Genomic DNA, 25,442 nt, shown 5'->3' on the forward strand with positions numbered 1-25,442 from the left:
CGGGTCACCCCCGGTGTCGCTGGTGTCTTAACAGGTTCAGTCCGCAGCCTGGCGAGCATGAATTGCGTGCGCGCTCCGCTAAGGATGCGACTCACGCGGGAGGTGGACCATTGGAGGAACAGCGCGAAGCCGCAGCAGGGGCGACCTCCGCCGCGGAATCGACGAACTGCGCGATCAACGAACGCTGGGTTGATCGCACCGTCGTGGTCTCGGTGTCCGGCGTCGTCGACATGCTCACGGCACCGCAGCTGGAGCAGGGCATCCGAGCGGGTCTGGCACAGGAGCCGGCCGGACTGGTTGTGGACTTCTCTGCCGTGGAATTCCTCGCATCGGCGGGCATGGGCATTCTGGTCGCCATCCACGACGAGATTTCGTCCGGCGTGAAGTTCTGCGTCGTGGCCGAAGGTCCCGCTACCAGCCGCCCCTTGAAGCTTTTGGGAATCGCGGACATCATTCCGCTTTACGCGTCGGTCGACGAGGCGCTCACAGCACTGACTGCTTAGCTGAGAGGTTAACGGGTATTCACGTCCAGCCATGATCGATTCCGTCTCTGCGGCAAACGTTTCCAACGCCGAGTGCTTCACGCGCTTCGGTATCGCCGCCGACGGGGAGGCCGCCTCGCAGGTCCGCGAGGAGTTCGGGCACTGGCTGGACGCGCATTTCGCGCTCGATCCCGTCCGCAACAGCGATCTGATCCTCGCTACCAACGAAGCCCTGGCCAATGCGGCGGAGTTCGCCTACGCGAATGCCGACCGACCCGGAACCATGGACGTCGAAGCCCAGTTCGACCCGCACGCGGGTGTCCTCACGGTCACGATCGCCGACCAGGGGACCTGGCGTGACCGGACCACCGTCGCGCCGAGCAAGGCGCGGGGCCGTGGCATCCCCCTGATGGAAGCGCTCTCCGACAGCGCGTCGATAGACCGCACCCGGACCGGCACCCGCGTTCTGCTGCAGTGGACCCGCGTCGCGGGCCGGACGGCGCCGTCGGAGACCGCCCCGGCGGAGTGATCCGGCCGCGGTGTCAGCCGCGGGTCGCGAACAGGCCGCTTCCGGTGACCAGCGGCAGATCCAACGGAGTCCGGATCCCCGGCGGCGCGGCCACCACCGCCGGAATCGCATTCACGATGCGTCCGGCGGCGGCGACGATCGCCGCGTGATTGTGATCGCCCTTGCGGCTGGTGGGGCAGATGTCCACCGTGTACGACGGCTCCCCGATGATCTCCACCCGGTAGGACCCGCCCGGCTGCGCGGGCCGCGCCCAATCGGGTCGCAGATCGTCTCGCAGACGCGTCACATGCTCGATCACAATCGCAGGTCGGGCGTCTCCGCGATCGATGAAGCCCTCGATCAGGAACCGCACCGCCGCCACCGTGCCCTTGGCGATCCGCCCGACCGCCACGTCGAAATCCTCCGGGGCGGGCTCCTGTTCCACCGAATCCCTGATCTCGCTCACCTCGACGCCCAGTCCGGCCGCGAGCTGGCGGATTGCGGTGCCCCAGGCGATGCTCAGCACGCCGGGCTGGAACAGGATCGGCAGATCACCGATCTGGTTGCCGAAACCCATCACGTCGAACATGACCTCGGCACCGTCGTACGTCGCATAGTCGGCGATCTCCATGCACCGCACCTGCTCGATGCTGCTGCACGTGCTGGCGAACGCGAACGGGATGAGGTCGTTGGCGAAACCCGGATCGACCCCGTTGACGAAGATGCTGGCACCACCCCGGCGCGCGGCGTCCTCGACCCGGTCGATGTACTTGTCGGGGATCACGCCCCACGGATACTGCAGCACGCCCGGCGACGAGCCGACCACATTGACGCCGGCCTCGAGGATGCGCCGGCAGTCGGCCATTGCCTCGGGCAGCCGGGTGTCGCCCATCGCGCAGTACACGACGCAGTCCGGCTGTGTCGCCAACACCGCGTCGAGACCCTTGGTGGCCGTGATCCCGGTCGTCACATCGAGCCCGGCCAGTTCGCCGGCGTCCTTGCCGATCTTCGCCTCCGACGAGACGCCGACGGCGGTCAGTTCGTACGCCGGGTTACCCAACAGCGCCGCGAGTGCCAGCCGGCCGACGTTCCCGGTCCCGACGTGGGCCACGCGAATCACCATCACAACTCCTCCGCACCGAGGTGAAACTGGAACAGGTTCTAGTTCGCGACAGCCTAAGGTAGCCTGGCCCGTCATGGGACGGGTAGACGGAAAAGTTGCACTGATCAGCGGTGGGGCCCGGGGCATGGGCGCCGAACACGCCCGCGCACTCGTCGCCGAGGGCGCCAAGGTGGTGGTCGGCGACATCCTCGACGACGAGGGCAAGGCGCTCGCCGACGAACTCGGTGACGCGGCCCGCTACGTGCACCTCGACGTCACCGAAGCCGATCAGTGGGATGCGGCCGTGGCCACCGCGGTCAACGAGTTCGGCACCCTCAACGTCCTGGTGAACAACGCCGGCATCGTCGCGCTCGGCCAGATCGGCAAATTCGACATGGCCAAATGGCAGAAGGTCATCGACGTCAACCTCACCGGCACCTTCCTGGGTATGCAGGCGAGCGTCGAGACGATGAAGGCCGCGGGCGGCGGTTCCATCATCAACGTCTCGTCGATCGAGGGCCTGCGCGGAGCCGTGATGGTGCACCCGTACGTGGCGTCGAAGTGGGCGGTGCGCGGTCTGACGAAATCGGCCGCACTGGAACTCGGACCACACCAGATCCGCGTCAACTCGATCCATCCGGGGTTCATCCGCACCCCAATGACAAAACACTTCCCCGACAACATGCTGACCATCCCGCTGGGTAGGCCGGGCCAGTCCGACGAGGTGGCCACCTTCGTGGTGTTCCTCGCCAGCGACGAGTCGAGGTACGCCACCGGGGCGGAATTCGTCATGGACGGCGGCCTCGTCAACGACGTCCCGCACAAGATGTGACGCCGGGTCCCGGTCTGCGCGGAGGCCGGTCGCCCCGGACCCGTAGGCTCGTCGGGTCGCACGGGCATGTCAGCCAGCGAGATAGGGAGCGAGCCATGACCTCAGTCGATGAGCGCCGCGAGCTGCAGCAGCTCGCCGAGCAGGCCGGATGGCGGCGTAACGACCTCGGCCGTGTAGACCTCTACCTGCGGGGCGACACGCGGGTGCGGGTGATCTGGCGGGGCACCGACGCGATCAGCGGCGCCACCCTGATGCAGGACGACGTGATGATGACCTACACGCGCGAATTGCCGACCGTCAACAACTGGCTCAAGCGCTGACCGACGGCCGCGGGGCGAACAGGTCAGCGGTGCGCGGCGCCGCCGACAGGCAGCCGACCGGATCGTCGAGCAGTGCCCGGAAGGCGATCTCAGAAGCACCGATGAGCACCGACCGGTCCGCCAGCCCGGGCATCGCGATGCGCGGCGTCATCTCCGGGATCCGGAGTGACCGGGCCGCCATCTCGGCCCGCACGTCGGCCTCGACCCATCGGTACAGCGGCCCCAGATAGCCGCCCAGCACGATGAGCTGCGGATTGAGCAGGTTCACCAGGCCGGCCAGGCCGCGGCCCAGCTGACGACCGACCGACGCCAGCTCCGCCGGTGCGGAATCGAGTCGCTGTAGATGGCTCCCCAGGTCGCCGAGTCGTTCCGGTGGGCAACCGACCGCCTCGGCGATGGCAGCCGCGCCGATCTCGGTCTCCCAGCAGCCCGCCGCGCCGCAGTGACACGGCCGGGCGCCGTCGCCGAACGGCAGATGGCCGATCTCGCCGGCGAATCCGGCCGTCCCGGTGATGGGCCGCCCGCCGGCGATGAGGCCGGCGCCGACCCCGACTTCGCCCGACAGGTACACCAGGTCGCTGACCCTGCGGCCCGCCCCGCGGAGCAGTTCGGCGAGCGCACCGTGGTCGGCTTCGTTGCCCAGCACCGGCGGCGTCGCCATGCCGAGCGCGTCGGCGAGCATCTGGGCCAACGGCAGATCGTGCCATTCGAGATTGGGCGCCAGCCGGATGATGCCGCCGTCGCGCGCGACGATGCCGGGAACGCTCACTCCGACACCCACCAGCGCGGAGTCCTCGGGCGCATCTCGCACCACGGCCCGGGCCAGCGCGGCGATGGCATCGACGGTGTCCTGCGGGTCATGTCCGGACGGTGAGGGCCGGACGGCAGTCGAGAGCACCACCCCGCCCAGACCGACCCGCGCGACCGTCAGCCCCGACACCCGGACGTCGACGGCCAGCACGTAGGCGTGGTCGGTGGTGGTGACGCCCACCGACGGGCGGCCGGCCGCGCTGTGTCCCCGCGGTTCGGGAAGTTGTTGGCGGGCCAGCCCGAGCAGTTCGACCTCACCCACCAGGTCCGCGATCGTGCTGCGGTTCAGCCCCATCGACGTGGTCAGCGACGACCGCGAGAGCGCACCCGCCAGATGCAGGTGCCGCACCAGCGTGCACAGGTTGTGCCGTCGCATGTTCTGCTGGTTGCGCACTCAGCTCAGCCCCGTCGCCGAGCGGCGCCGCCGCGAGATCGCGTCCACGCTCGCCGCCAGCAGCAGTACGCCGCCGGTCACCAGGAAGTTGATGTAGGACGACTGATTGAGCAGGCCGAGCCCGTTGGCGATCGTGGCGATCACCACCCCGCCGACAACCGCGTCGATGGCGCGGCCCTTGCCGCCGAACAGGCTGGTGCCGCCGATGACGGCCGCGCCGACGGCATACAGCAGTGTGTTGCCCGCGCCGGAGGACGCCGACACCTTGCCGGCGTAGGAGGCGGCGAGGATGCCGCTCAGCGCGGCCAGCGAGGAGCCGACGACGAACACCGACATCCTGATGCGGTCGACGTTGATGCCGGCGCGGCGGGCCGCCTCGGGATTGCCGCCGACCGCGTAGATGTGCCGGCCGTAGGAGGTGCGGCCCAGGACGAACGTGAGCGCGACAAGCAGCACACCGACGATCGGCAAAACGTAAGGGACACCGTGGATTTCGACGTTCGGATTGACGCTGCGGTTGAGGCTGAGCACGAAGGTGACGCCCAGCGTCACGACGGCGACTCCGGCGATGCGCGCCGCCACCACACCGAAGGGGGCGTGATGCAATCCGGCGGCCACCTTGGCGCGGTGCCGGTAGAGCTCCAGCGCCGCGAAACCCACCACCACCGCCAGGGCGCAGATCCACCCCGCGGTCACCGGCAGATTCTGGATGGTCAGGCCACGGATCACCGGATCGTCCACCCGCACCGACCCGCCCTCGCCGATGAGCTTGAGCGTGACGCCCTGCAGACCGAGGAAGAACGCCAGCGTGACGACGAACGACGGTATCCCCAGTCGGGCTCGCAGCGCCCCGATCGCCAGGCCGATGAGGGCGCCGCACAGCACACCGGCGAGCATCGCGGCCCACCATGGCCAGCCGGCGTTCACGATCGTCAACGCCATCGCGCAGGCCGAGACACCACCCGCGACACCAGCGGACAGGTCGATGTCCCCGAGAAGCAGCACGAACACCAGACCCATCGCGAGCACGCAGATGGATCCGGCCTGGGTGACCAGGTTGGCGAGGTTGAGCGCGGACAGGAACCGCTCGTTGGCCGCGGCGAACACCACGAACAGCACGATCAGGCCCAGGACGGCGGGTAGTGAGCCCATGTCCCCGCCGCGAACCCGCTGGAGGTATCCGCGTACGGCGGCTCCGAAAGTCTGCTCGGAGCGAAGGTCCGCGGCGAAGTCGGCGTCGGCGAGTTGCCGGTTCAGCGTGGTCATAGCCCGTCCTTTCACAGCGGTGGCCCCTTCACATCGATTGGGCGGCCTCGGCCGGCGCCAGGCCCAGGCTGCCGGACCGGCCCGCGGTGATGAGCTCCACGACCTGGCTGCGCGTCACCTCGGAGGTCTTCACCTCAGCGGCGACCCGGCCGAGGTAGAGCGCGCAGATCCGGTCGGCGACCTCGAACACGTCGGCCAGGTTGTGGGAGATCAGGACGACGCCAACACCCTGGTCGGCCAACCGGCGCACCAGGTCGAGTACCTGGCGGGTCTGCGCCACACCGAGTGCGGCGGTCGGTTCGTCGAGGAGCACCACCTTCGACTTCCACAGCACCGATTTCGCGATGGCGACCGTCTGCCGTTGTCCGCCAGACAGACTCGACACCGGCTGACGCACCGATTTCACGGTGCGCACCGACAGCGAGGCGAGGGCGTCGCGGGCCATCGTCTCCATCGCCGCTTCGTCGAGCACGCCGCGGCGGATGACCTCCCGGCCGAGGAACATGTTCGACACGATGTCGAGGTTGTCGCACAGCGCCAGGTCCTGGTACACGACCTCCACGCCGAGGCCCGCGGCGTCGTTGGGGCCGTGCACGGTGACGGTCTCACCGTCGAAAAGGTAGGTCCCGGAATCGATCGGATGGATTCCCGCCACGGCCTTGACCAGGGTGGACTTCCCGGCGCCGTTGTCACCGACCAGCGCCGTCACCTCACCCGGATACACCGCGAAGTGCACCTCGTGCAGCACGTGCACCACACCGAAACTCTTGTTGACCCCGCGCAGTTCGAGGATCGGACCCGTCATTCAGCTGATCCCGGCGGCTGTGCACATGGCCGCGAACTGCCCCGCGCACACCTCTTGGGGGGATTGTCCGTCGTCGTCGAACACCACGTTGAGGTTGTCCCTGGTGATCGCCTTCGGGGTCAGCAACACCGACGGCACGTCTCGGTTGCCGGTGTCGTCACGTGAGGTGGCGGTGGTGTTCACCGGTTGGCCAGTCGCCAGCGCTATGGCGGCCTCGGCGAGCGCGCCTGCCTCTTCGGCTGCGGATTTGTACACCGTCATGCACTGCGTTCCGGCCAGGATGTTCTGCAGGCCTTCCACTGTGGCGTCCTGTCCGGTGACCGGAACCTGACCCGCGCGCTGATTCTTCTCGAGGATCGAGATCACCGAACCGGCCAGGCCGTCGTTGGCGGCGTAGACGCCGTCGACCCTGCCGTCGGCCGCGGTGTACATCTGCTCGAAGATGGTGACGGCCTTGTCAGTGTCCCAGTCCGGCACCGCCTGCTCGCCGACGACCCGGATGTTCGGCGTCCGGTCGATCACCGAATGTGCACCGGTGGAGAACAGGGTTGCGTTGTTATCAGTAGGAGAACCGTTGAGAGACAACACATTAGACGGCCGACCACCGAGGCAGTCGGCCAGCCCCTGGCCCTGCAGCTCGCCGACCTTGGTGTTGTCGAACGAGATGTAGGCGTCGGCCGAACCGCCGAGGGTCAGCCGGTCGTAGTCGATCGTCTTGACGCCCTGGGCGGCCGCCTTCTGCTGGATCGAGGCTCCGCTGTCGGAGTCGAGGTTGACGATCGCCAGTACCGCCACTCCGTCGGCGATCATGCTGTCGGCGATGGTGGCCATGGTGTCGGCGGAACCCTCGGCGTTCTGGATGGTGTAGGGCACCCCGGCCTGCGTGAACGCGCTCTCCAGCGCGGGGCGGTCCTTGGTCTCCCAGCGGACCGAGGACTTGGTGTCGGGCAGGATCACCCCGATCTTGCCGGCCTGGCTCTGCTCGCCGCCGCCACCGTCCCCACTGCTGCAGGCGCTCAGGGTCAGGCCCGCGCCGGCGATCACGGCGAGCATCAGGGCGCTCAGTTTGGTCATGGACATTGCCTCTCAGTGTTCGGATTCGGGGGCGGCGTTTGTTGTTTCGCACAACATATAGCGTGATGCGCGTCACGTCCAGGGTCTGCGAGAGCCATGATCAGCGGGCACCCATCAGATGCTCAACCGCAAGCTGGTTTAGCTGGACGAAGCCGAATCCCTTTCCATCGAAATAGGATTCGGTGTCGAAGCCTTCGAAGGAGGACCGGTCGGCGAGCAGGCCGCGGTAACCCTCACCCCGGTCGAGGGTGGGCTGACGCAACTCGTCGACCCTGGCGTCTTCGAGGGCCTGGGCAACCTCCGGGTCGGCCCGGAACGCCGCGGCACGCTGCTTGAGCAGCAGATACATCCGCATGTTCGCCGCCGCGGACGCCCACACCCCGGCGCTGTCCTCGGTCCGGCTCGGCTTGTAGTCGAAATGCCGCGGGCCGGTGTAACCGGGGCCGTTGTCGTCGCCGCCGTTCTCCAGCAGGTCGACCAATGAGAAGGCGTTGATCAGGTCGCCGTGCCCGAACACCAGATCCTGGTCGAACTTGATGCCGCGCTGACCGTTGAGGTCGATGTGAAACAGCTTGCCGCGGTCCATCGCCTGGCTGATGCCGTGCAGGAAGTTGAGCCCGGCCATCTGCTCGTGTCCGGTTTCGGGGTTGACGCCGACCAGCTCCGGGCGCGCCAGGGTCTCGATGAATGCCAGTGCGTGGCCGACGGTCGGCAGCAGGATGTCACCGCGGGGTTCGTTGGGTTTCGGCTCGATCGCGAATCTCAGCGAAAGGCCCTGGTCGCCCACGTAGTCGCACAGCAGGTCCAGCGCCTCGCGGTAGCGTGCCAGCGCCGCGCGGACGTCCTTGGCGCTGTCGTACTCACTGCCTTCCCGCCCGCCCCACAGCACGAATGTCTGCGCGCCCAGTTCGGCGGCGAGATCGATGTTGCGCAGCACCTTGCGAAGTGCGAACCGGCGTACGCCACGGTCATTGCTGGTGAAAGCCCCGTCCTTGAACACCGGATGACTGAACAGGTTCGTGGTCACCATCGGCACCACCATGCCGGTGGACTCCAATGCCGCGGCCAGCCGGCCGATCTCACGCCGCCGCTGATCGTCCGGCGAGCCGAACGCGAACAGGTCGTCATCATGGAAAGTCAGGCCGTATGCGCCGAGGGCGGACAACCGCTCGACCGCCTCGACCACGTCGAGGCGGGGACGGGTGGCCACGCCGAACGGATCGCTGGCGGTCCAGCCCACCGTCCACAGCCCGAAGGAGAACTTGTCGGACCGATCGGGGATGAGGTCGGAACGGGTGAGGGACTCGAGCACGGACACGCGGCCTCCCAGGCTGGATTTGTTCTGCCGCCGAACATAAGATGTGGCGCGAGTCACTGTCAAGAGGGGAGTTTTGATGAAGATCGGGACCAGCAGCGATGACATCCGTCGGCGCAATCTGTCCGCCGTGCTGACGCTCGTCCACCGCGACCGCGCGGCCACTCGTGCAGAGTTGACCCGGCGCACCGGTCTGTCGCGGTCCACCGTGAAGGATCTGGTCGCCGAACTCGCCGAAGCGGGACTCGTCGAGGAGAACCAGCCGACCGGCAGCGGACCCGCGGTCGGCGTGGGCCGCCCCAGCCCGGTGGTGCGCACGTGCCGGCGGGTGCTCGCCGTCGCGGTGAATCCCGAAATCGACGCGATCACAGTTGCTTTGGTGGCGCTGGGCGGAGCCGTGGTGGAGGTGGCCCGGATACCGACGACGACCATTCCGAGCGCGGCGGACATGGTGCGCATCGCGGCCGCCGCGATCGGGCAGCTGCGCGACACCGTGCCCACCGGGTGTCTGCTGACCTCGATCGGCCTGGCGGTTCCCGGGCTGGTGCATGCGCCCGGTTCGACCGTGCAGCTCGCGCCTCACCTGGGATGGCACGACGAGCCGGTCGGCGAGATGCTCTCCGTGGCAACAGGAATGCCGGTGTACGCGGCGAACGACGCGAACGTCGGCGCGGTCGCCGAACACCTCTTCGGCGGGCACCCGCAAGCAGGCCACATGGTCTACGTCAATGGTGGCGCCAGTGGCATCGGTGCCGGGTTCGTGGTCGGCGGTGAGCTTCTCGAAGGCGCCGAGGGATATGCCGGCGAACTCGGCCACACGTATGTCGGCGGGGACAAGCCATGCCACTGCGGGGCGATCGGCTGCCTGGAAACGGAAGTGACACAATCGATCACACCCGATTCACTGGACCGCCACGCTCGGTACCTCGGTATCGCGCTCGGCGGCGCGATCAACGTGATGAATCCCCGGCTCATCGTGCTCGGTGGCTTCCTGCGGGCATTCCCCGAGCGGGCCGCCGAAGCACTGCACGCCGCAGTCGCACGCCACAGCATGGCCGCACCACGGGCCGCGGTGCGCATCGTGGCAGCCAGTCTCGGATCCGAGACGTTGATGATCGGCGCCGCCGAACTGGCCTTCGGCCCGCTCCTCGCCGACCCCGCCGGATATCGCCGACCGTCAGCCGCGGGCTGACACGTCGACGGACGGCACGCTCGCCATCGCTTCGGCGAGGATCCGCGACCACGACTCGGCGTCGACGGCATGCACGGCCGCCGGGCCGCCGAACGCACTGGCGATCACCACGTCGGGTTCGAGGGTGGTGAGTACCGCGAGGCTCGACCGCAACGCATCGGCGTCGCCGCGGCCGGGCGGCAGGAAGGTCGACCACGTTCCCCGTTCAGTTGGGAAGACCGTGTCACCGGTGAACAGGTAGGTGACGCCGCCGGCGCCATGCACGAGAAAGCAGCAACTCCCCGGTGAGTGACCGGGGGTGGGGATCACGTCGACGCCGTTGGCGTCGACGCCGCGCGCAGACAGCGGGACGTCGATCGCGGCGTGGCGCGCGATCTCAGCCGATTCGGCCGCCGGCGCATGGAGACGGGACCGGAACCGACGGGCGATCTGGCCCAGCATCGGTCCCGCCTCGTCGAGATGCGACAGGTACTGGTCGGCGACGCCGCCGAGTTCGGCGATCGCGTCGAATTCGGCGTCCGACGCGGTGCTGTAGAACAGCACGTTGCCGTTCGGCCCGCCGGTCCACAGATAGGCGCGCGTGGTGAGGCCGGGAAACGGTGAGTCAGTACGGGTCTGGAACAGATCCGGCCGCAGCCGGGTGAGTGTGTCGGTCATGGCGCCAGTGTCCGACCTCAACCATACTTGAGGTCAACGCCGCGGGACGGACCGCGTAGGTTGGACGCCGTGAGTGCACGCGCAGGAATCGTCGTCACCGGCACCGAGGTGCTGACCGGCCGGATCCAGGATCTCAACGGCCCCTGGGTCGCCGACCGGCTCCTCGAACTCGGAGTCGAGCTGGCCCACATCACGATCTGCGGTGACCGCCCCGCCGACATCGAGGCGCAACTTCGCTTCCTCGCCGCCGAGGGCGTCGACCTCATCGTGACCAGCGGCGGGCTCGGACCGACCGCCGACGATCTGACCGTCGCCACCGTCGCCCGATTCTGCGGACGCGACCTGGTTCTCGACAGCGGTCTCGAGGAGCGGATCGCCGAGATCCTGCGCCGGCTGACCGGACGCCGCACGGATATCGACTTCGAGTCGCTGCGAGCGGCCAACCGGAAACAGGCCATGGTGCCCGAGGGGGCGACGGTGCTCGAACCGGTCGGCACCGCACCCGGGGTGGTCGTGCCGGGCTCGCCCACCGTGCTCGTCCTGCCGGGACCGCCGCGCGAGCTGCAGCCGATGTGGTGGACCGCCGTGGAGACCGACGCCGTCCGGCAGGCCATCGCAGGACGCACCGAGTACCGGCAGGGCATGGTGCGGATGTTCGGGCTGCCCGAGTCGGGGCTGGCCGAGACGCTGCGCGACGCGGAACGAGACGTCGCGGGGTTCGACCGCCTCGAGATCACCACCTGCCTGCGCCGCGGTGAACTCGAGATCGTCACGCGATATGAACCCGACGCCGCCGGGGTGTACCAGGATCTCGTCGCGCTGCTGCGCGACCGGCACGGTTCGGCGATCTTCTCCGAAGACGGTTCACTCGTCGACGATCAAGTGGCGGCGCTGCTCGCCGGCCATACCATCGCCACCGCCGAATCATGTACCGGCGGAATGCTTTCCGCGCGGCTGACCGATCTCGCCGGATCGTCGGCGTACATGGCCGGCGGGGCGGTCTGCTACGCCGACGCCGCCAAGGTGGAGCTACTCGGGGTTCCCGCGGACCTGATCGCCACCCACGGCGCGGTATCCGAACCGGTCGCCGAGGCGATGGCCGACGGCGCGCTGCGCAACTTCGGTGCCGACGTCGCCGTCGCCATCACCGGAATCGCCGGACCCGGAGGCGGCACGGAGACCAAACCCGTTGGCACGGTGTGCTTCTGTGTCCGCCGATCCGACGGTGCGACGCTGACCCGCACCAACCGGCTTCCCGGTGACCGCTCCGCCGTGCGTGAGCGCTCCACCACGATCGCCATGCATCTGCTGCGAGGCGCACTGCTCGACAGCTGATCAGGTGCGGTCGGCGCGCTCCCACAGTTCGAGCATCGACGACAGGATCGACTGCGCCTGACCGAGTCCGCCGAGATGGCTCTCGCCCGGCAGGTGGTAGAGGTGGGCATCGGGGAGCCGGGCCACACAGTGCCGGCCGTGGGCGAACGGGATGATGTGGTCGCAGTCGCCGTGCCACCAGCGCACCGTCACCTTGACCTCTTCGAGCCGGAAGCCCCAGTCCCGCGCGAAGACCACGACGTCGGCGAACGGTGCGGCCAGTTGTCTGCGGCTGCCGTTGAGCAGATCGTCGAGGAACATCGCCTTGAACTCCGGGCGGGCCAGCACCCGGCGGTCGGCCTCGGGGGACAGCTGTGCGTAGATCTCCAGCGCGGGTGAGGCGACCGGCCGCACCAACCGGATGAGGGTGCCCGCGGCGAGCCGGATCGGGACTCCGGCGACCTCGAGGAACGGGGCGACCTGAGAGCCGAGCTTCATCAGCCCGCCCGCGATGGCGTCCGGCCCGGTGGTGGGTGCGACGCCGCCGAGGACACCGGCGCCCACTACGCGCGCGGGCATGGCCGCCGCGCAGGCCAGGGCGTACGGCCCGCCACCGGACAGCCCGACCACCGCCATCCGGCCGATGCCCAGGGTGTCGGCGATGACGCGCAGATCGTCGGCGAACGCCAGGACGTTGGCGTACTGGTGCGGGGTGGAGGAGCCGATACCCGGCCGGTCGATACCGATGAGCCGGATCTGCTGCTCTTCGGCGAACGTCCGCGCCTCCGCCGGAATCTGCCGGCGCGCGCCGGGGGTGCCGTGCAGCCAGAACACCGCACGCCCCTGCGGGTCACCGAATTCGGCGAAGCCGATCCGCCGGTCCTCGGTGACGGCGATCTTGCCTTCCAGTTTCGGGCGGGCGATCGACGGTGTCATGCCCAGCAGTGTCGCACGTCACCGACAGGCGCTGGACGGGGTCTCGATCACCCCCCGGCGGGGTGCATCCACCCTGCGGGACGGCGTCTCGCCCAGGGTGCGGCCGCTTCCAGCTGCGCGGCCAGTTGCAGCAAGACCGTCTCCTGCGGCGCCATCAGCTGGACCCCGATCGGCAGGCCGGCCGAGGTGGTGCCGAGGGGAAGAGAGATCGCCGCCCAGCCGGTGACGTTGGCCAGTGCGGTCCACCCGGTCGTCGCGAACTCGACGTCGAAGAACGCGCGGGTGGTGCCGCGCGGCTGATCGAGCACCCCGTACGGGGGTGGGGGAGTCAGCAGGGTCGGCGCCAGCAGGACGTCGTGGCCGGCCATCCCCGCGACGAACCATCGGGTCTCGGCGTGCACCGCCTCGATCGCCGCGGCGTATTGCACGCCGGTCGTGGTGAACCCCTCGCGCACCATCACCCAGGTGCTGGCCTCGAACTCGTCCTCGGCAGGCGGTCGGCCGAGGTGCGCGGCGGCCAGCGCGTGCAGCCCGGCGTTGCTGACGTTGTGCAGGACGACGATCGCGTCGGCGACGGCATCGGGGTCGAACCGGGGGGCACCGGGCTCGACGCGGTGGCCGAGACCGGCGAGCAGGCGTCCGGTCGCCTCCACGGCGGCGACGATCTCGGGATCGGTGGCGGGGCCTGGAAACGGCGAACCGGTGGCGATCGCGATGCGTTGCGCAGACGGTTGCCGGGTGATCGCCTGCAGGAAGGGCATCGGCGGCGGCGCCGCGTTGTACGGATCACCGGGGTCGGAGCCGGTCACCGCATCGAGAAGTGCCGCGCTGTCGCGGACGGTGCGGGTCAGAGCGTGCTCTACGGCCAGCCCCTCGAGCAGGTGTCCGGCCGGAGCGAACGAGGTGCGGGCGCGCCGCGGTTTGAGGCCGACCAGACCGCAGCAGGAGGCGGGCACCCGGATGGATCCGGTGCCGTCACCGCCGGAGGCGGCGGGGACCACACCCGCGGCGACGGCGGCGGCCGACCCTCCGCTCGACCCGCCCGGCGTCACATCGGGTGACCACGGATTGACCGTCGGGCCGAACAGTGACGGTTCGGTGGTGCAGTGGTTACCCCACTCCGGGGTGTTGGTCTTGCCGAACACCGTCAGCCCCGTCGACAGGTACCGGTCGACGATCCAGGCGTTCTGCGGGGCGATCCGGGTACGCAGTGCGCACGACCCCATGGACTCGGGAGCACCGCCCACCGATGCGCCGAGGTCCTTGAGGAGGAACGGCACACCTGCCAGCGGACCGGCGCCGCCGCCACGCGGCTGTCCGGAGGCGTCGAGGGCAGCGGCCTGTTGCCGGCCCCGGTCGAACAGTTCGTGGATGACCGCGTTGAGTCCGCGGGCCGCGTCCAGCCGGGTCAGTGCGGCGTCGAGCAGTTCGGTCGCGGTCAGTTCACCCGAGGCGACGAGCTGCGCCTGCCCGATCGCGTCGACGCCGGACAGTTCGAAAGCCGAGTTGGTGTCCATAGCCCGGCGATCCTGCAGTGCGCCGGGCCGACTGGCAACCCGACGCACCGCTGGCGGCCGTCACCGACCGGCTACCCGCTGACGGAGGCGTCGTAGATGCCCTGAATCGCGGCGTCGAGCGCGGCGTTGAACTCCTCGTCGGACTGCTGCGCCGAAAGCCCCTCGGTGAGCGCCCGGCTGAAGCTGGCGATGACGCCGGTGTTCTGCGCCAGCTTCTCGTTGGCCTCTTCGCGGGAGTAGCCACCGGACAGCGCCACCACCCGAAGCACCTTGTCGTGGTCGACCAGCGACCGGTAGTGGTTGGCCGTCTCGGGCAACGTGAGCTTGAGCATCACCTGCTGGCCGCTCGGGATGGCCTCGAGGTTCTTGGCGATCTCGTCGCGCAGGATGTCCTCGGCCTGCGCCTTGTCGTCGATCGAGATGGTCACTTCGGGCTCGATGATCGGCACGAGTCCGTGGGACAGCACCTGCTGGGCCACCTCGAACTGCTGGGCCACCACCGCGGCGATGCCGGTGGCGTTGTCGCCGCCGATCACCGAACGCTCCTTGGTGCCGAAGACGCCGTTGGCGACGGCGCGCTCGAGCAGTTCGTCGAGTTGGGGCATCGGCTTCATCAGCTGGACGTCGTCGGATACGTCGGCGAGCCCCTTGTCGATCTTGAGGAACGGCACGATGCCCTTGTCCTCCCAGAGGTACGCCGCCGTCGGTTTGCCCTCGATCTGGCGGTCCATGGTCTGCTCGAACAGGATCGCGCCGAGCACCCGGTCGCCGGTGAACACCGGCGAGGTGATGATGCGCGACCGCATCCGGTGGATCAGATCGAACATCTCCGTCTCGGACGAGTATTCGTTCTCCTCGATGCCGTAGAGGCGCAATGCCTTCGGCGTCGAGCCGCCGCTCTGGTCGAGCGCGGCGATGAAGCCCTTGCCCGCCGCCAGCTTGTCTGTTTGCTGTTGGTTCGCCATCGTGCTGTCCACTCCTTTGTGAAGACGGTGTCGCTCCCTGTGAGGATATTCGGCGCTCACGCGTCCGTTCCGGCAGGTGCCGTGCTTGGGTGGGGGCCACGTCGGTCAGCACCTGGCGGCATCGCGTCCGCGCCGGTCGCCGCGGCAGAGTCCGGGGGCACGTTCCTCCCGTTCAGCAGCACCCTGCGGCGATGTGACTACAGCGTCCGCCAGTACTACGACTCCGCGGGCAACGCCCGGGCCACCGCGACCGTGCGCACCGTCGGTTCGGGCCAGGTCAGCACCGACCTGCAACTCGCACTGGCGAAGCCCGACTCGTACTACGAGGTGCGCTTGATCCAGATGCCGATGGAGTCGTCAGCGGGGTACCGCGCCGGCGCTCCCGGCACCGCGGTGGGCGCCGTACACACCGACGGCGTCGGCACCGGCGCGATCACCCTGTCGAGTCCGCTCATGTCCGTCGCCACCGGTTCCTGGCTCGCCATCGAACGCCCGCAACCGAATTCGCAATTGCCCGCGGAGTTCTACACAACCGACCTCATCGTCGGCGTCTAGCACCGTCGCGCCGCGGCCACCGCCGAGGTGATCGCCGCTGCCGAGCGGTCGATGTCCTCGTCGGTGGTCGCCCAGTTCGAGACGCTCACCCGCAGAACGTGCGCGCCCTGCCATGTCGTGCCGCCGAGCCAGCAGGTGCCGTCGCGCTGGATGGCGGCGACCGCGGCGCGGTTGGCGTCGTCGCCGCCATCCAGCGCGATGAGCACCTGGTTGAGCACCACGTCGTTGAGGACGGTGGCACCCGGGATCGCGCTGAGGCGGTCGGCCATCCGGCGTGCCTGCGCGCAGTTGCGTTCGACCATCTCGGCGATTCCGGTACGGCCGAGCGAGCGGATCGCGGCATACACCGGAACGGCCCGTGCCCGCCGGGAACTCTCGGGAACGTAGGTGGTGTTGTCGCGCTGTCCGGGGTCGGCGACGAGGTAGGGCCCCGCCAGGCTCATCGCGGCCCGGTGGGCGTCGGGGTGCGCGACGATCGCCGCCGCGCAGTCGTAGGGCACGTTGAGCCACTTGTGGGCGTCGACCGCCCACGAGTCGGCGCGTTCGACGCCGCGGGTCAGGTACCGGGTGCCGGGTGCGGCGGCAGCCCACAGGCCGAAGGCGCCGTCGACGTGCAGCCACGCACCGTGCGCCGCACAGGCGTCGGCGATCGGTTCGAATGCGTCGAACGCTCCGGTGGCCACGTTGCCGGCCTGTGCGCACACGATCGTGGGGCCGGCCCCTGCGCCCAGCGCCTCCCGCAGGGCGTCGGGATCCATCCGGCCCTGCGCGTCGACCGGGATGCGGACCGCGGTGTCGGATCCGAGGCCCAGCAACCGCAGCGCGGTGTGGATGGTGGCGTGCGCCTGTTCACCGCACAGCACCCGCAGCGGGGGAGCGCCGATGAGCCCGTCACGCTCGACATCCCATCCGGCGCCGGCGAATACGGCGTGACGTGCGGCAGCCAGACATGTGGTGTTGGCGCCCTGGCCGCCGGTGACGAAACCGACGCTGGCCGTCGCGGGCAATCCGAGCAGATCGATCACCCACCGGGAGGTGATGTCCTCGATCGCGGACCCGGCAGGCGACAGGGCGTGGAAGGCCGCGCACTGATCCCACGCCGACACCAGCCAGTCAGCCGCGAGTGCCGCGGGCAGGGCGCCGCCGACGACGAATCCGAAGTGGCGGGGCCCGGCACTGGCGACCAGCCCGGGTTCGGCACCGGCCGCGAGGGCGTCGATGACCGCTTCCGGGTCCGCGCCGTGTTCAGGTAGCGGGCCGCCCAGTCGCTCGACGACCTCCGCGGCGGTGGCCCGTGCCGCGACCGGCCGTTCGTCGAGCCCGTCGAGAAAGGTGTGTGCGTGTCGGACGGCGGCAGGTAGACCGGCGGCGCGGTCGGGCTGGGTCATGGTTGGTGCTCCGCTCCGGATGGCGTTGGGCACAGCCAGCATATGAGCCCGCCGCCGCGAGATATTCGGGTGCGCGAGCGGCGAGTCTGTGGCAGCGTCGCCGTGTGAGTGTTCCGGGGCTGTCACCGCGGTCGGTGTCCGATGACGACTGGCCGCACATGCTGCGCCTGGACGCCACCAACTTCGGTCATGTCACCGATCCGGCCGCGTTGTCGGCGTGGCGGACACTGATCCACGACGGCGCGGCACTCGTGGTCGCGGACGGACCGGACGTGGTGGCCCAGTCCTCGTTCCTCGATCTGCAGTTGACGGTGCCGGGTGGGGCGGTCCTGCCCGTCGCGGGTATCACCTGGGTCTCGGTGGCGCCGACGCATCGCAGGAGAGGTCTGCTGCGGTCGATGTTCACCGACCTGCACGACCGGATCACCACTCCGATCGCGGCCCTGACCGCCAGCGAGGGCGGCATCTACGGGCGGTTCGGTTATGGGCCGGCGACGGTGCGGCACGAGTGGTCCGTCGATCGGCGTGTGGCGCTGTTCCGTTCTGACGCACCGGATCCCGGCGGCGTCAGGATCGTGACGCCGGCCGAACGAGTCGACGAGTTCGCCGCGATCCATGACCGCTGGCGTCGCTCCACCCCCGGAGGGCTGGTCCGCCCGCGGGCACTGTGGGACGACCTGCTGGCCGACCGCGACGAGGACCGCGCCGGCGGGAGCGCCCTGTTCGGCTTCCTGCACGCCGACGGGTACGTGCTGTACCGCACGCACGGCTCCGGGCCCAGACACGTCCGGGTGGTGGAGCTGACGGCGGCCACTGCCGAGGCGCACGTCGCGCTGTGGCGGGCGTTGTGCGGACTGGATCTGATGGAGCGCATCGAGGCCGGCACGCACCCCGCCGACCCGTTGCCGTACCTGCTCACCGACGCCCGCACGGTGCGCACCACGGCCGCCACCGACGAGCTCTGGCTGCGGCTGATGGACATCCCTGCCGCGCTGCAGGCCCGCACCTATGCCCACGATGTGTCGGTTGTCCTCGAGGTCGACGACGCCTTCCGTCGGAACGGCGGCCGGTTCGCGCTGCAGATCCGCGACGGGCGCGGTGTCTGCACAGCGACGGACGCGGCGCCCGACATCGTCCTCGGCCACGACGTGCTCGGTTCGCTCTACCTCGGCGCCCACCGGGCGACAGCATTCGCCGCGGCAAATCGATTGCGCGCCAACGACTCCGAGCTGGTGCGCGACATCGACAGGGCGTTCGTCAGCGATGTCCCCGCGCAGCTGGGTTTCCCGTTCTGACGCCACGGCTCACACCGCGGAGGTGGCCGCCCTGCGCCGATACGCCGACGGCGTCTCACCGCAGAACTGGGCGAAGGCGCGCGTGAACGAGCTGAGGCTGTCGAAACCCACCGCCGTCGACGTCTCCTGCACCGCCTGTCCGGGGGCCGCCAGGAGCGCCATCGCCCGCAGCATGCGAGCGTGCAGCAGGTAGGTCCGCCACGACAGACCCAGCTCCTCGGCGAACAGCCGCCGCAGCGTGCGCTCGGACACCGACACCGCCCGGCTGACCTCCTCGGCGGTGACCGACTGCAGGTGCTCTCTGGTGTGGGCCAACGCGGCGGCCACGATCGGGTGCTCGGAGCTGGGCAGGCTCAGCGGCGCCTCGTGGTCGAGCGCCTCGATCACCAGGTTCCCCAGGGTCTGGAAGAACGCGTCGGACACCGCCTCGTCCTGGGCGGCGCCTCCGCGCCGGTCGATCGGCCACCGCAGCGCGTAGATCATCATCTCCCGGATGAGCGGTGAGACGCCGAGGATCCGGGCGCGGTTGCCGCCGTCGGGGATCAGGGCGCTGTCGAACATCACGGCGACGGTCCGGACGTTCGCATTCATCGTGGCCTGGTGTTCCAGACCCTGCGGCAACCACGCCGCTTGTTGGGGCGGGACCAGGTAGTGCCCGGATGCGGTCTCCACCTCCACCACGCCGCCGATCGCGTACTCGATCTGGTGCACGTCGTGCGAATGCCAGCCGGTGATCAGCCCGTCGCCCTGGTAAAGGTAGCTGCCGGCAAGCGCACGGCCGCCGCGGCGCAGGTCGATCACGCGCCCGGACATGTTGGCCGGTTCGGCTAAACGCTTGGCCGATAGCGCGGAGACGGTCACACCTAAGCAGGGTACAACTGGAACCAGTCAAGTGTGACCCCGGCCACGCGAGAGTCCCGACGAGGAGCGCCTATGAATGTCGACGACCTGATCCTGGTGAGCATCGACGACCACGTGGTCGAGCCGCCGGACATGTTCCTCAACCACGTGCCGGCGAAGTACAAGTCCGAGGCGCCGATCGTCGTCACCGACGACAAGGGCGTCGACCAGTGGATGTATCAGGGCCGGCCGCAGGGCGTCAGCGGGCTCAATGCCGTGGTGTCGTGGCCACCGGAGGAGTGGGGTCGTGACCCGGCGGGCTTCGCCGAGATGCGCCCCGGCGTCTACGACGTCCACGAACGTGTCCGCGACATGAACCGCAACGGCATCCTGGCCTCGATGTGCTTCCCCACCTTCACCGGGTTCTCGGCGCGACACCTCAACATGCACCGTGAAGACGTCACGCTGGTCATGGTGTCGGCCTACAACGACTGGCACATCGACGAGTGGGCGGGCTCCTACCCGGACCGCTTCATCCCGATCGCGGTGCTGCCGACCTGGAATCCCGAGGCCATGTGCGCCGAGATCCGCCGGGTCGCGGCCAAGGGTTGCCATGCGGTGACCATGCCGGAACTGCCGCACCTCGAGGGTCTGCCCAGCTATCACGACGAGGACTACTGGGGGCCGGTGTTCCGGACGCTGTCCGAGGAGAACGTGGTGATGTGCCTGCACATCGGCACCGGTTTCGGCGCGATCAGCATGGCGCCCAACGCGCCGATCGACAACCTGATCATCCTGGCCACCCAGGTGTCGGCGATGTGCGCGCAGGATCTGCTGTGGGGGCCCGCGATGCGCAACTACCCGGACCTGAAGTTCGCGTTCTCCGAGGGTGGCATCGGGTGGATCCCGTTCTACCTCGACCGCAGCGACCGGCACTACACCAACCAGAAGTGGCTGCGCCGCGACTTCGGCGACAAGCTGCCCAGCGACGTCTTCCGCGAGCACTCGCTGGCCTGCTACGTCACCGACAAGACGTCGCTGAAGCTGCGGCACGAGATCGGCATCGACATCATCGCCTGGGAATGCGACTACCCGCACTCGGACTGCTTCTGGCCCGACGCCCCGGAGAAGGTGCTCGCCGAACTCAACGGCGCGGGCGCCGACGACTCCGACATCAACAAGATCACCTGGGAGAACTCCTGCCGATTCTTCGGGTGGGATCCGTTCGCGCGGACCCAGAAGGACCAGGCAACCGTAGGAGCGTTGCGCGCCAAGGCAACTGACGTCGACGTCTCGATCCGGCCGCGCAAGGAGTGGGCGCGCCTCTACGAGCAGAAGCACCTCGCCAGGACGTAAACCCCTTACGTTGACTCTGCGTCCAGGGCGACGAAGAGCGAGAAGACAGCGCCCTCAGCGCAGAGTCAACGGGGTTTATGGCCGGACGCGCCCGGCAACCCCACGATCATGATCGGAACACTGCGATCCGTCGTCCTTGACTGCCGGGATCCCGAAGCGCTGGCCACTTTCTATGCCGGAGTCCTCGGCGGGGACGTCCGCGTCGAGGAGGAAGACTGGGTGGTGCTCACCGAACCCTCCGGGCGTCGGCTGGCGTTCCAGCGCTCCCCGGAGCACCAGCCGCCGGAGTTCCCGGATCCGCGGGGGTCCCAACAGTTCCACCTCGACGTCGAGGTCGAGGACGTCGACGCGGCCGAACGAAAGGTGCTCGAGTTGGGCGCCACCCGGGTGACCGATGTGCCGGAGGGCGAGGACTTCCGCGTGTACCGCGACCCCGCCGGGCACACGTTCTGCCTCGTGTTCAACTTCTGAGGGCACGCCACGTCGCTCGCGTAGAGTCCGGCCGGTGGACACCGATATCCACCTGCCTTCCGGGCGGGTCCGTGTGCGGTCCTGGGGTGCCGACGATGCCCCGATCTTGTTGTGCGTGCACGGTATCTCGGCCAATCTGACGGCGTTCTCGTATCTGGCCGAGCGGCTCGCCGGTACGCACCGCCGCGTCGCCGCGTTCGACCTGCGCGGCCGCGGCCACAGTGAGATCACCGCACCCGGCACCTACGGGCTCGACAGCCACGCCCGCGACGTCGTTGCGGTGGCCGACGCGTTGGATGCCGAGACGGTCGACGTGGCCGGCTGGTCGCTGGGTGCGCTGATCGCGATGCGCGTGGCCCGCGACAGCGGGTCCCGGCTGCGCAGCCTGTCACTCATCGACCACATCGGGCCTGCGCAGCGCGCGGCGCTCGGGCCGGTGCGGGAGGGTTTCGCGCGACTGGATGCCGCCGTCCCGACGCCCGCCGCCTATCTCGACCTCGTGCGGACCGCCGGCGTCGTCGACCCGTGGATACCGTTCTGGGACGAGCACCACACCTACGAACTGGCCCAGCAGCCCGACGGGACCTGGCGCCCGACGACGTCGCGAGCCGCCTCCGAAGAGGATCTCTTCCAGCGGTGGCCCACCGACTGGACAGACCACTGGCGGGCCCTGACCATGCCGACCGTGGTGGTCCGCGCCACCAGACCGCTCAACGGCGCCACGCTGATCCCCGACGATGCCGTCACCGCCATGCGGGACACCAACCCCGCTATCCGCATTGTCGACGTCGACAGCAACCACTTCACGTGCATCGTGGACCCCGCCACCGTCGATGCGGTCGGACAGACCCTGCCATAAATCGCTGTCGCGAACACCGCCGCGTCCGGCACCCTGTCGAATGTGGTGGACGTGGCGACCTTCGACCGGGATGGCTATCTCAAGATCGAGCAGCCGGATCTGCGCGGGGCCGCTGAGGCCGCCCGCGCGGCGCTGTGGGCGCAGATCGAGCTGTCACCCGACGATCCGGCGTCGTGGACCCAGCCGGTCGTGTGGGCAGCGGACATGACCGGCGCCGGCCCGTTCGGGGAACTGAGCCGCAGCGTCCGCCTGGCGCAGACGCTCGATGCCCTGTGCGGTGCCGGCGGGTGGCAGCCGCGCGGCGCGCTGGGCAACATCCCGGTCCGCTTTCCGGGACCGCCCGCTGACGACCGGGGCTGGCACATCGACCTGAACACGCCGCAGCCCGACGGCGGATGGGCGGTCAGCGGGCGCCCCCACACCCTGCTGCTGCTGACGCTGCTCTCCGACGTCGGCCCCGACGACGCGCCGACCCGCATCCGCGCCGGTTCACATCGCGACGTGGCGGCGGTGCTGGAAGAGGCGCCCATGGATTTCCTCGAGGCCGGCGCACTGGTCGACCGTGTCAGCGCCGGGCGGCCCGTAGTGCAGGCGACCGGATCCGCCGGCGACATGTACGTCGTGCATCCGTTCACCGTGCACGCCGCCGACGAACATCGCGGCAGCACACCGAGATTCATGGCGCAGGCGCCGGTGATGCTGCGCACACCGCTGTGCCCGGCCGGACAAGCATTCTGATCAGGCGGGGATGACGACGATCAGGTCGTCACCGTCGCGTTCGGTCCGCATTCCGGCCCGCCGCGCCACCGTGGCGACGGCCGCGGCATCGGTCGGCTCGGCCCGCGTGGTGGCCAGCGCCCTGGCGAGCCTGCCCTTGTGCGCCTTGTTGAAGTGGCTGACCACCGTGCGTCTGCCGTCGGGATGCTCGGCCAGCACGTCGACCCGCACCGCGGCGGGCACCCGGCCGAGCGCGGCGTAGGAGCCCGACCGCAGGTCGACGACGAGCTCGTGGTCGGCGATGCCGGCCAGCACCGGTTCGAGCGCCGGCCGCCAGCGCGCGGCCAGCGACGCACTCCCGGGCAGCTTCGCCGTCGCGGACAACCGGTAGGCCGGCACGGGGTCGTCGGCCCGCAGGAGCCCGAACAACGCCGATCCGATCGCCAGCCGGTGGCGCGCCCGGACCGCGGTCGCACCGCGCAGCGAGCCGATGTCGAGGGCGTCGTAGAGCACACCGGTGTACCGGTCGATCGCGGGCAACGTCGGCGAGGTGTGCAGTGCGGCATTGCGTTCGATCTCGGCGTCCTGCTTCGGTGAGAGCCCGAGGGCGGCACGGCTCGACTCCCTGTCCGCGGACAGTTCGACGAGCTCGTCGAGAAGCGCCTTGCGCACCGGTTCGAGTTCGGGAAAGCAGAGCAGGTCGAGCCGCACCGGCGGTCCGTCGCCGCCTGCGCGTTTGGTCTCCGATGGCGGAAGCAGCACGCGCACGGCGAAGACGTTATCGCCGCGAGCCCTCAGAGCGGTATTCGGCGGTCGCGATCCGACGCGGGCCAGACATAGGGCAGGTCGTCGGGCACGTCGGGGAACAGCGGCCGGTAATGGTCCGGGTCCTTCTTCACCAGCGCCGCCTGGTGGCTGCGGTGAAAGTGGGGGTCACCGAGCCACGGCGGTAGTTCACGTGCGGCGCCGAGTTCGGGTTGGGAGCGGACCGTGGTGATCTGGACCGTCGCATCCAGATCGGTCACCAAGGTGGTGGCGCAGGTATCGGCCCGGCCGCTGCGGCACCAGTGCGCGCAGACCTGGAGTCCGTAGCGCACCAGCGCTTCCTCGTAGCCCGCCCACATCGCGGCGGCGGGATGATGACGCCATCCGTAGCCGGGCACCGTCAAGGCGCGGAGCACCTGGATGACCTCCACCCGCTGCTTACCGAGGCGACGCGCGTCGAGCACCGTGGCGCTGGCGTCGAAATCCTCACAGGGCAGAAAGGTCTGCATCGGTCCCGGCGTACCCGCGGCGTGCGGAGATCACACCCGCGGACGCGGTCAGGTGTGGGCGAGCAGCAGGGGGACCCGCTGCTCCAGGTCGGTCAGTGAGCCGTGCTGTCCGCGCAGCGCCGACTCCACCGGCTCCACCGTCCGACGCACGAGCGCGACGGAATCCCTTGCGGCGACGACGATGTCACCGATCCGCTGCCGCGTATCGTCGGCCACTCGGTCGCCGAACCAGCCTGCGTCGATGGCCTCGTCGCGGGTGGCGACCCACGCCATGTCGCCCAGCGTCTCCCGCCATGCCGCCACCACCGTGGGCGTCGCCCCGCCGGCGGTGTAGACGTATCGGGCGCGCGCTTCTCCGGCGACGGCCTCGACCCCTTCGAACAGCGGGGCACACTCGTCGAGGTCGAGCGTTCGGCCGGGATCGACCTCCACCATGCCGTGATCGGCGACCACGGCGAGCAACGCACCGGGAGGCATCCCGGTGACCACGGACTCGACCAGCCGGTCGACCTGGCGTAGCTGCATACGCCACGCCGTCGAACCCGGTCCATGGAGGTGACCGAGCAGGTCGAGGTCACCGTGGTAGCCGTAGCAGAAGCCGCCCTCGGCGAGCACGCCGCGCACCGATGCGGCCAGGTCCCCGAGCCCGTGCACCCCGATGTAGCGCCCACCGCGCAGCACCGCGCGGGTCAGGCCGGACCCGGTGAACTCCGCATTCGACACGACGTGGACGGCGATGCCGGCCGAGGCCGCGCGTTCGAACGTCGTCGGCATTGGTTGCACCACCTCGGGCGGCAGGGCGGTGCGCAGATCCTCGCCCCACGGGTGGGGACGCCAGCGGAGCGGGTTCAGCACACCGGCGCCGGGTATCCGGAACGTGTAGCCGACCATCCCGTGCGCGCCGGACCGGCAGCCCGTCCCGACGGCCGCCAGGCTGGCCACCGTGGTGGAGGGGAACCCGACCTGCAGGGTCTCGCCGCGCATCCCGGACAGGACCGGCGCATCGGCGGCGTACTGGTCGAGCAGTTCGGCGCCGAGGCCGTCGATGAGCAGGACGCACGCCGAGCCGATTCCGATCGGCAGATCGATGCGGGCTTCGAAGCCGGGCACCTCCATGGCAGCGAGCACCGAGGGGACGACGTCAGCGAGGTGCGGCAGGTCCGGATTCGGCCGTGGGAGCTGCATCCGAGCAGGGTGT

Annotated in this window: 27 protein-coding genes; 12 read left to right on the forward strand and 15 right to left on the reverse strand. The window is 69.4% G+C overall.

All coding sequences use genetic code 11. The annotated features are described in order from the left end of the window. Window positions 1-110 precede the first annotated feature (110 nt). Window positions 111-503, forward strand: coding sequence for an STAS domain-containing protein (locus I7X18_RS14245; RefSeq protein WP_193048047.1), 393 nt, complete (start codon window positions 111-113; stop codon window positions 501-503). Between the two features lie 31 nt (window positions 504-534). After that, window positions 535-1,011: an ATP-binding protein gene (locus I7X18_RS14250; protein ID WP_193048046.1), complete on the forward strand. Its 477-nt coding sequence runs from the start codon at window positions 535-537 to the stop codon at window positions 1,009-1,011. Between the two features lie 13 nt (window positions 1,012-1,024). Here I7X18_RS14250 and I7X18_RS14255 read toward each other — a convergent pair whose 3' ends face one another. Further along, complete coding sequence (locus I7X18_RS14255; protein WP_193048045.1) at window positions 1,025-2,113, reverse strand: NAD(P)H-dependent amine dehydrogenase family protein; 1,089 nt, start codon at window positions 2,111-2,113, stop codon at window positions 1,025-1,027. Between the two features lie 73 nt (window positions 2,114-2,186). Here I7X18_RS14255 and I7X18_RS14260 point away from each other — a divergent pair, with 73 nt between their 5' ends. Continuing rightward, on the forward strand, window positions 2,187-2,924 hold the full coding sequence (locus I7X18_RS14260) for a glucose 1-dehydrogenase (protein ID WP_193048044.1): 738 nt from the start codon (window positions 2,187-2,189) through the stop codon (window positions 2,922-2,924). A 95-nt stretch (window positions 2,925-3,019) separates the two neighbouring features. Continuing rightward, window positions 3,020-3,244 carry a hypothetical protein gene (locus I7X18_RS14265; RefSeq protein ID WP_193048043.1) on the forward strand — a complete coding sequence of 75 codons (225 nt, stop codon included), beginning with the start codon at window positions 3,020-3,022 and terminating at the stop codon, window positions 3,242-3,244. Here I7X18_RS14265 and I7X18_RS14270 read toward each other — a convergent pair. The 5 genes from I7X18_RS14270 to xylA all read right to left on the reverse strand — a co-directional run bounded on the left by I7X18_RS14270 (window position 3,234) and on the right by xylA (window position 8,911). Next, window positions 3,234-4,430 carry an ROK family protein gene (locus I7X18_RS14270; protein ID WP_198730549.1) on the reverse strand — a complete coding sequence of 399 codons (1,197 nt, stop codon included), beginning with the start codon at window positions 4,428-4,430 and terminating at the stop codon, window positions 3,234-3,236. The genes I7X18_RS14265 and I7X18_RS14270 overlap by 11 nt on opposite strands. 18 nt (window positions 4,431-4,448) lie before the next feature. After that, the gene (locus I7X18_RS14275; RefSeq protein ID WP_193048041.1) at window positions 4,449-5,714 is read right to left on the reverse strand and encodes a sugar ABC transporter permease; all 1,266 of its coding nucleotides are present in this window, start codon (window positions 5,712-5,714) and stop codon (window positions 4,449-4,451) included. A gap of 28 nt (window positions 5,715-5,742) precedes the next feature. After that, window positions 5,743-6,519 carry an ATP-binding cassette domain-containing protein gene (locus tag I7X18_RS14280; protein WP_193048040.1) on the reverse strand — a complete coding sequence of 259 codons (777 nt, stop codon included), beginning with the start codon at window positions 6,517-6,519 and terminating at the stop codon, window positions 5,743-5,745. Further along, complete coding sequence (locus I7X18_RS14285; RefSeq protein WP_193048159.1) at window positions 6,520-7,593, reverse strand: sugar ABC transporter substrate-binding protein; 1,074 nt, start codon at window positions 7,591-7,593, stop codon at window positions 6,520-6,522. 100 nt (window positions 7,594-7,693) lie between these two features. Then, complete coding sequence (xylA, locus tag I7X18_RS14290; RefSeq protein WP_198730550.1) at window positions 7,694-8,911, reverse strand: xylose isomerase; 1,218 nt, start codon at window positions 8,909-8,911, stop codon at window positions 7,694-7,696. Window positions 8,912-8,987: 76 nt separating this feature from the next. On the opposite strand from xylA, the gene I7X18_RS14295 reads away from it, so the two are divergent. Then, the gene (locus I7X18_RS14295; RefSeq protein WP_193048038.1) at window positions 8,988-10,100 is read left to right on the forward strand and encodes an ROK family transcriptional regulator; all 1,113 of its coding nucleotides are present in this window, start codon (window positions 8,988-8,990) and stop codon (window positions 10,098-10,100) included. On the opposite strand, the gene I7X18_RS14300 is transcribed toward I7X18_RS14295, so the two are convergent. Continuing rightward, entirely contained in the window at window positions 10,086-10,757 is a 672-nt protein-coding gene (locus I7X18_RS14300) for an MBL fold metallo-hydrolase (protein ID WP_193048037.1), read from the reverse strand. The genes I7X18_RS14295 and I7X18_RS14300 overlap by 15 nt on opposite strands. Before the next feature lie 69 nt (window positions 10,758-10,826). Between I7X18_RS14300 and I7X18_RS14305 the strand changes: the two genes are divergently transcribed. Next, on the forward strand, window positions 10,827-12,092 hold the full coding sequence (locus tag I7X18_RS14305) for a competence/damage-inducible protein A (RefSeq protein WP_193048036.1): 1,266 nt from the start codon (window positions 10,827-10,829) through the stop codon (window positions 12,090-12,092). Here the strand turns inward: I7X18_RS14305 and I7X18_RS14310 are convergent, their stop codons facing one another. The 3 genes from I7X18_RS14310 to I7X18_RS14320 all read right to left on the reverse strand — a co-directional run bounded on the left by I7X18_RS14310 (window position 12,093) and on the right by I7X18_RS14320 (window position 15,489). Further along, window positions 12,093-13,007 (reverse strand): alpha/beta fold hydrolase, encoded by a 915-nt coding sequence (locus I7X18_RS14310; RefSeq protein ID WP_193048035.1) that lies wholly within the window; start codon window positions 13,005-13,007, stop codon window positions 12,093-12,095. It abuts the gene before it with no gap. Window positions 13,008-13,054: 47 nt separating this feature from the next. Continuing rightward, a complete protein-coding gene (locus tag I7X18_RS14315) occupies window positions 13,055-14,524 on the reverse strand; it encodes an amidase (RefSeq protein ID WP_193048034.1) in 1,470 nt (489 codons plus the stop codon). A gap of 71 nt (window positions 14,525-14,595) precedes the next feature. Beyond that, window positions 14,596-15,489, reverse strand: a complete 894-nt coding sequence (locus I7X18_RS14320) for a fructose bisphosphate aldolase (RefSeq protein WP_193048033.1) — start codon at window positions 15,487-15,489, stop codon at window positions 14,596-14,598. An 81-nt stretch (window positions 15,490-15,570) separates the two neighbouring features. Between I7X18_RS14320 and I7X18_RS14325 the strand changes: the two genes are divergently transcribed. After that, entirely contained in the window at window positions 15,571-16,044 is a 474-nt protein-coding gene (locus I7X18_RS14325) for a hypothetical protein (protein ID WP_226864315.1), read from the forward strand. On the opposite strand, the gene I7X18_RS14330 is transcribed toward I7X18_RS14325, so the two are convergent. Next, window positions 16,041-17,432, reverse strand: a complete 1,392-nt coding sequence (locus I7X18_RS14330; RefSeq protein ID WP_193048032.1) for a pyridoxal phosphate-dependent decarboxylase family protein — start codon at window positions 17,430-17,432, stop codon at window positions 16,041-16,043. The two genes, I7X18_RS14325 and I7X18_RS14330, sit on opposite strands and share 4 nt — an antisense overlap. A 158-nt stretch (window positions 17,433-17,590) precedes the next feature. Here I7X18_RS14330 and I7X18_RS14335 point away from each other — a divergent pair, with 158 nt between their 5' ends. Further along, window positions 17,591-18,727, forward strand: a complete 1,137-nt coding sequence (locus I7X18_RS14335) for an enhanced intracellular survival protein Eis (protein WP_232375503.1) — start codon at window positions 17,591-17,593, stop codon at window positions 18,725-18,727. A 9-nt stretch (window positions 18,728-18,736) separates the two neighbouring features. On the opposite strand, the gene I7X18_RS14340 is transcribed toward I7X18_RS14335, so the two are convergent. Then, window positions 18,737-19,588: an AraC family transcriptional regulator gene (locus tag I7X18_RS14340; RefSeq protein ID WP_193048031.1), complete on the reverse strand. Its 852-nt coding sequence runs from the start codon at window positions 19,586-19,588 to the stop codon at window positions 18,737-18,739. 72 nt (window positions 19,589-19,660) lie between these two features. Here I7X18_RS14340 and I7X18_RS14345 point away from each other — a divergent pair, with 72 nt between their 5' ends. The 4 genes from I7X18_RS14345 to I7X18_RS14360 all read left to right on the forward strand — a co-directional run bounded on the left by I7X18_RS14345 (window position 19,661) and on the right by I7X18_RS14360 (window position 22,991). Further along, window positions 19,661-20,923: an amidohydrolase family protein gene (locus I7X18_RS14345; RefSeq protein ID WP_193048030.1), complete on the forward strand. Its 1,263-nt coding sequence runs from the start codon at window positions 19,661-19,663 to the stop codon at window positions 20,921-20,923. A 108-nt stretch (window positions 20,924-21,031) separates the two neighbouring features. Beyond that, a complete protein-coding gene (locus I7X18_RS14350) occupies window positions 21,032-21,394 on the forward strand; it encodes a VOC family protein (protein ID WP_193048029.1) in 363 nt (120 codons plus the stop codon). Between the two features lie 34 nt (window positions 21,395-21,428). Then, window positions 21,429-22,253, forward strand: coding sequence for an alpha/beta fold hydrolase (locus tag I7X18_RS14355; protein WP_232375477.1), 825 nt, complete (start codon window positions 21,429-21,431; stop codon window positions 22,251-22,253). A gap of 42 nt (window positions 22,254-22,295) precedes the next feature. Then, complete coding sequence (locus tag I7X18_RS14360; RefSeq protein ID WP_193048027.1) at window positions 22,296-22,991, forward strand: phytanoyl-CoA dioxygenase family protein; 696 nt, start codon at window positions 22,296-22,298, stop codon at window positions 22,989-22,991. On the opposite strand, the gene yaaA is transcribed toward I7X18_RS14360, so the two are convergent. From yaaA to I7X18_RS14375, 3 genes are read right to left on the reverse strand one after another with little or no spacing between them, the layout of a single operon-like run. Then, on the reverse strand, window positions 22,992-23,738 hold the full coding sequence (gene yaaA, locus I7X18_RS14365; protein WP_193048026.1) for a peroxide stress protein YaaA: 747 nt from the start codon (window positions 23,736-23,738) through the stop codon (window positions 22,992-22,994). It lies immediately after the preceding gene. A gap of 26 nt (window positions 23,739-23,764) precedes the next feature. Then, on the reverse strand, window positions 23,765-24,244 hold the full coding sequence (locus tag I7X18_RS14370) for an MSMEG_6728 family protein (RefSeq protein WP_193048025.1): 480 nt from the start codon (window positions 24,242-24,244) through the stop codon (window positions 23,765-23,767). 48 nt (window positions 24,245-24,292) lie between these two features. Then, window positions 24,293-25,429 (reverse strand): alkaline phosphatase family protein, encoded by a 1,137-nt coding sequence (locus I7X18_RS14375; RefSeq protein WP_193048024.1) that lies wholly within the window; start codon window positions 25,427-25,429, stop codon window positions 24,293-24,295. Between the last annotated feature and the right edge of the window lie 13 nt (window positions 25,430-25,442).

This window comes from Mycolicibacterium baixiangningiae (genome assembly GCF_016313185.1).
Lineage (GTDB): Bacteria > Actinomycetota > Actinomycetes > Mycobacteriales > Mycobacteriaceae > Mycobacterium > Mycobacterium baixiangningiae.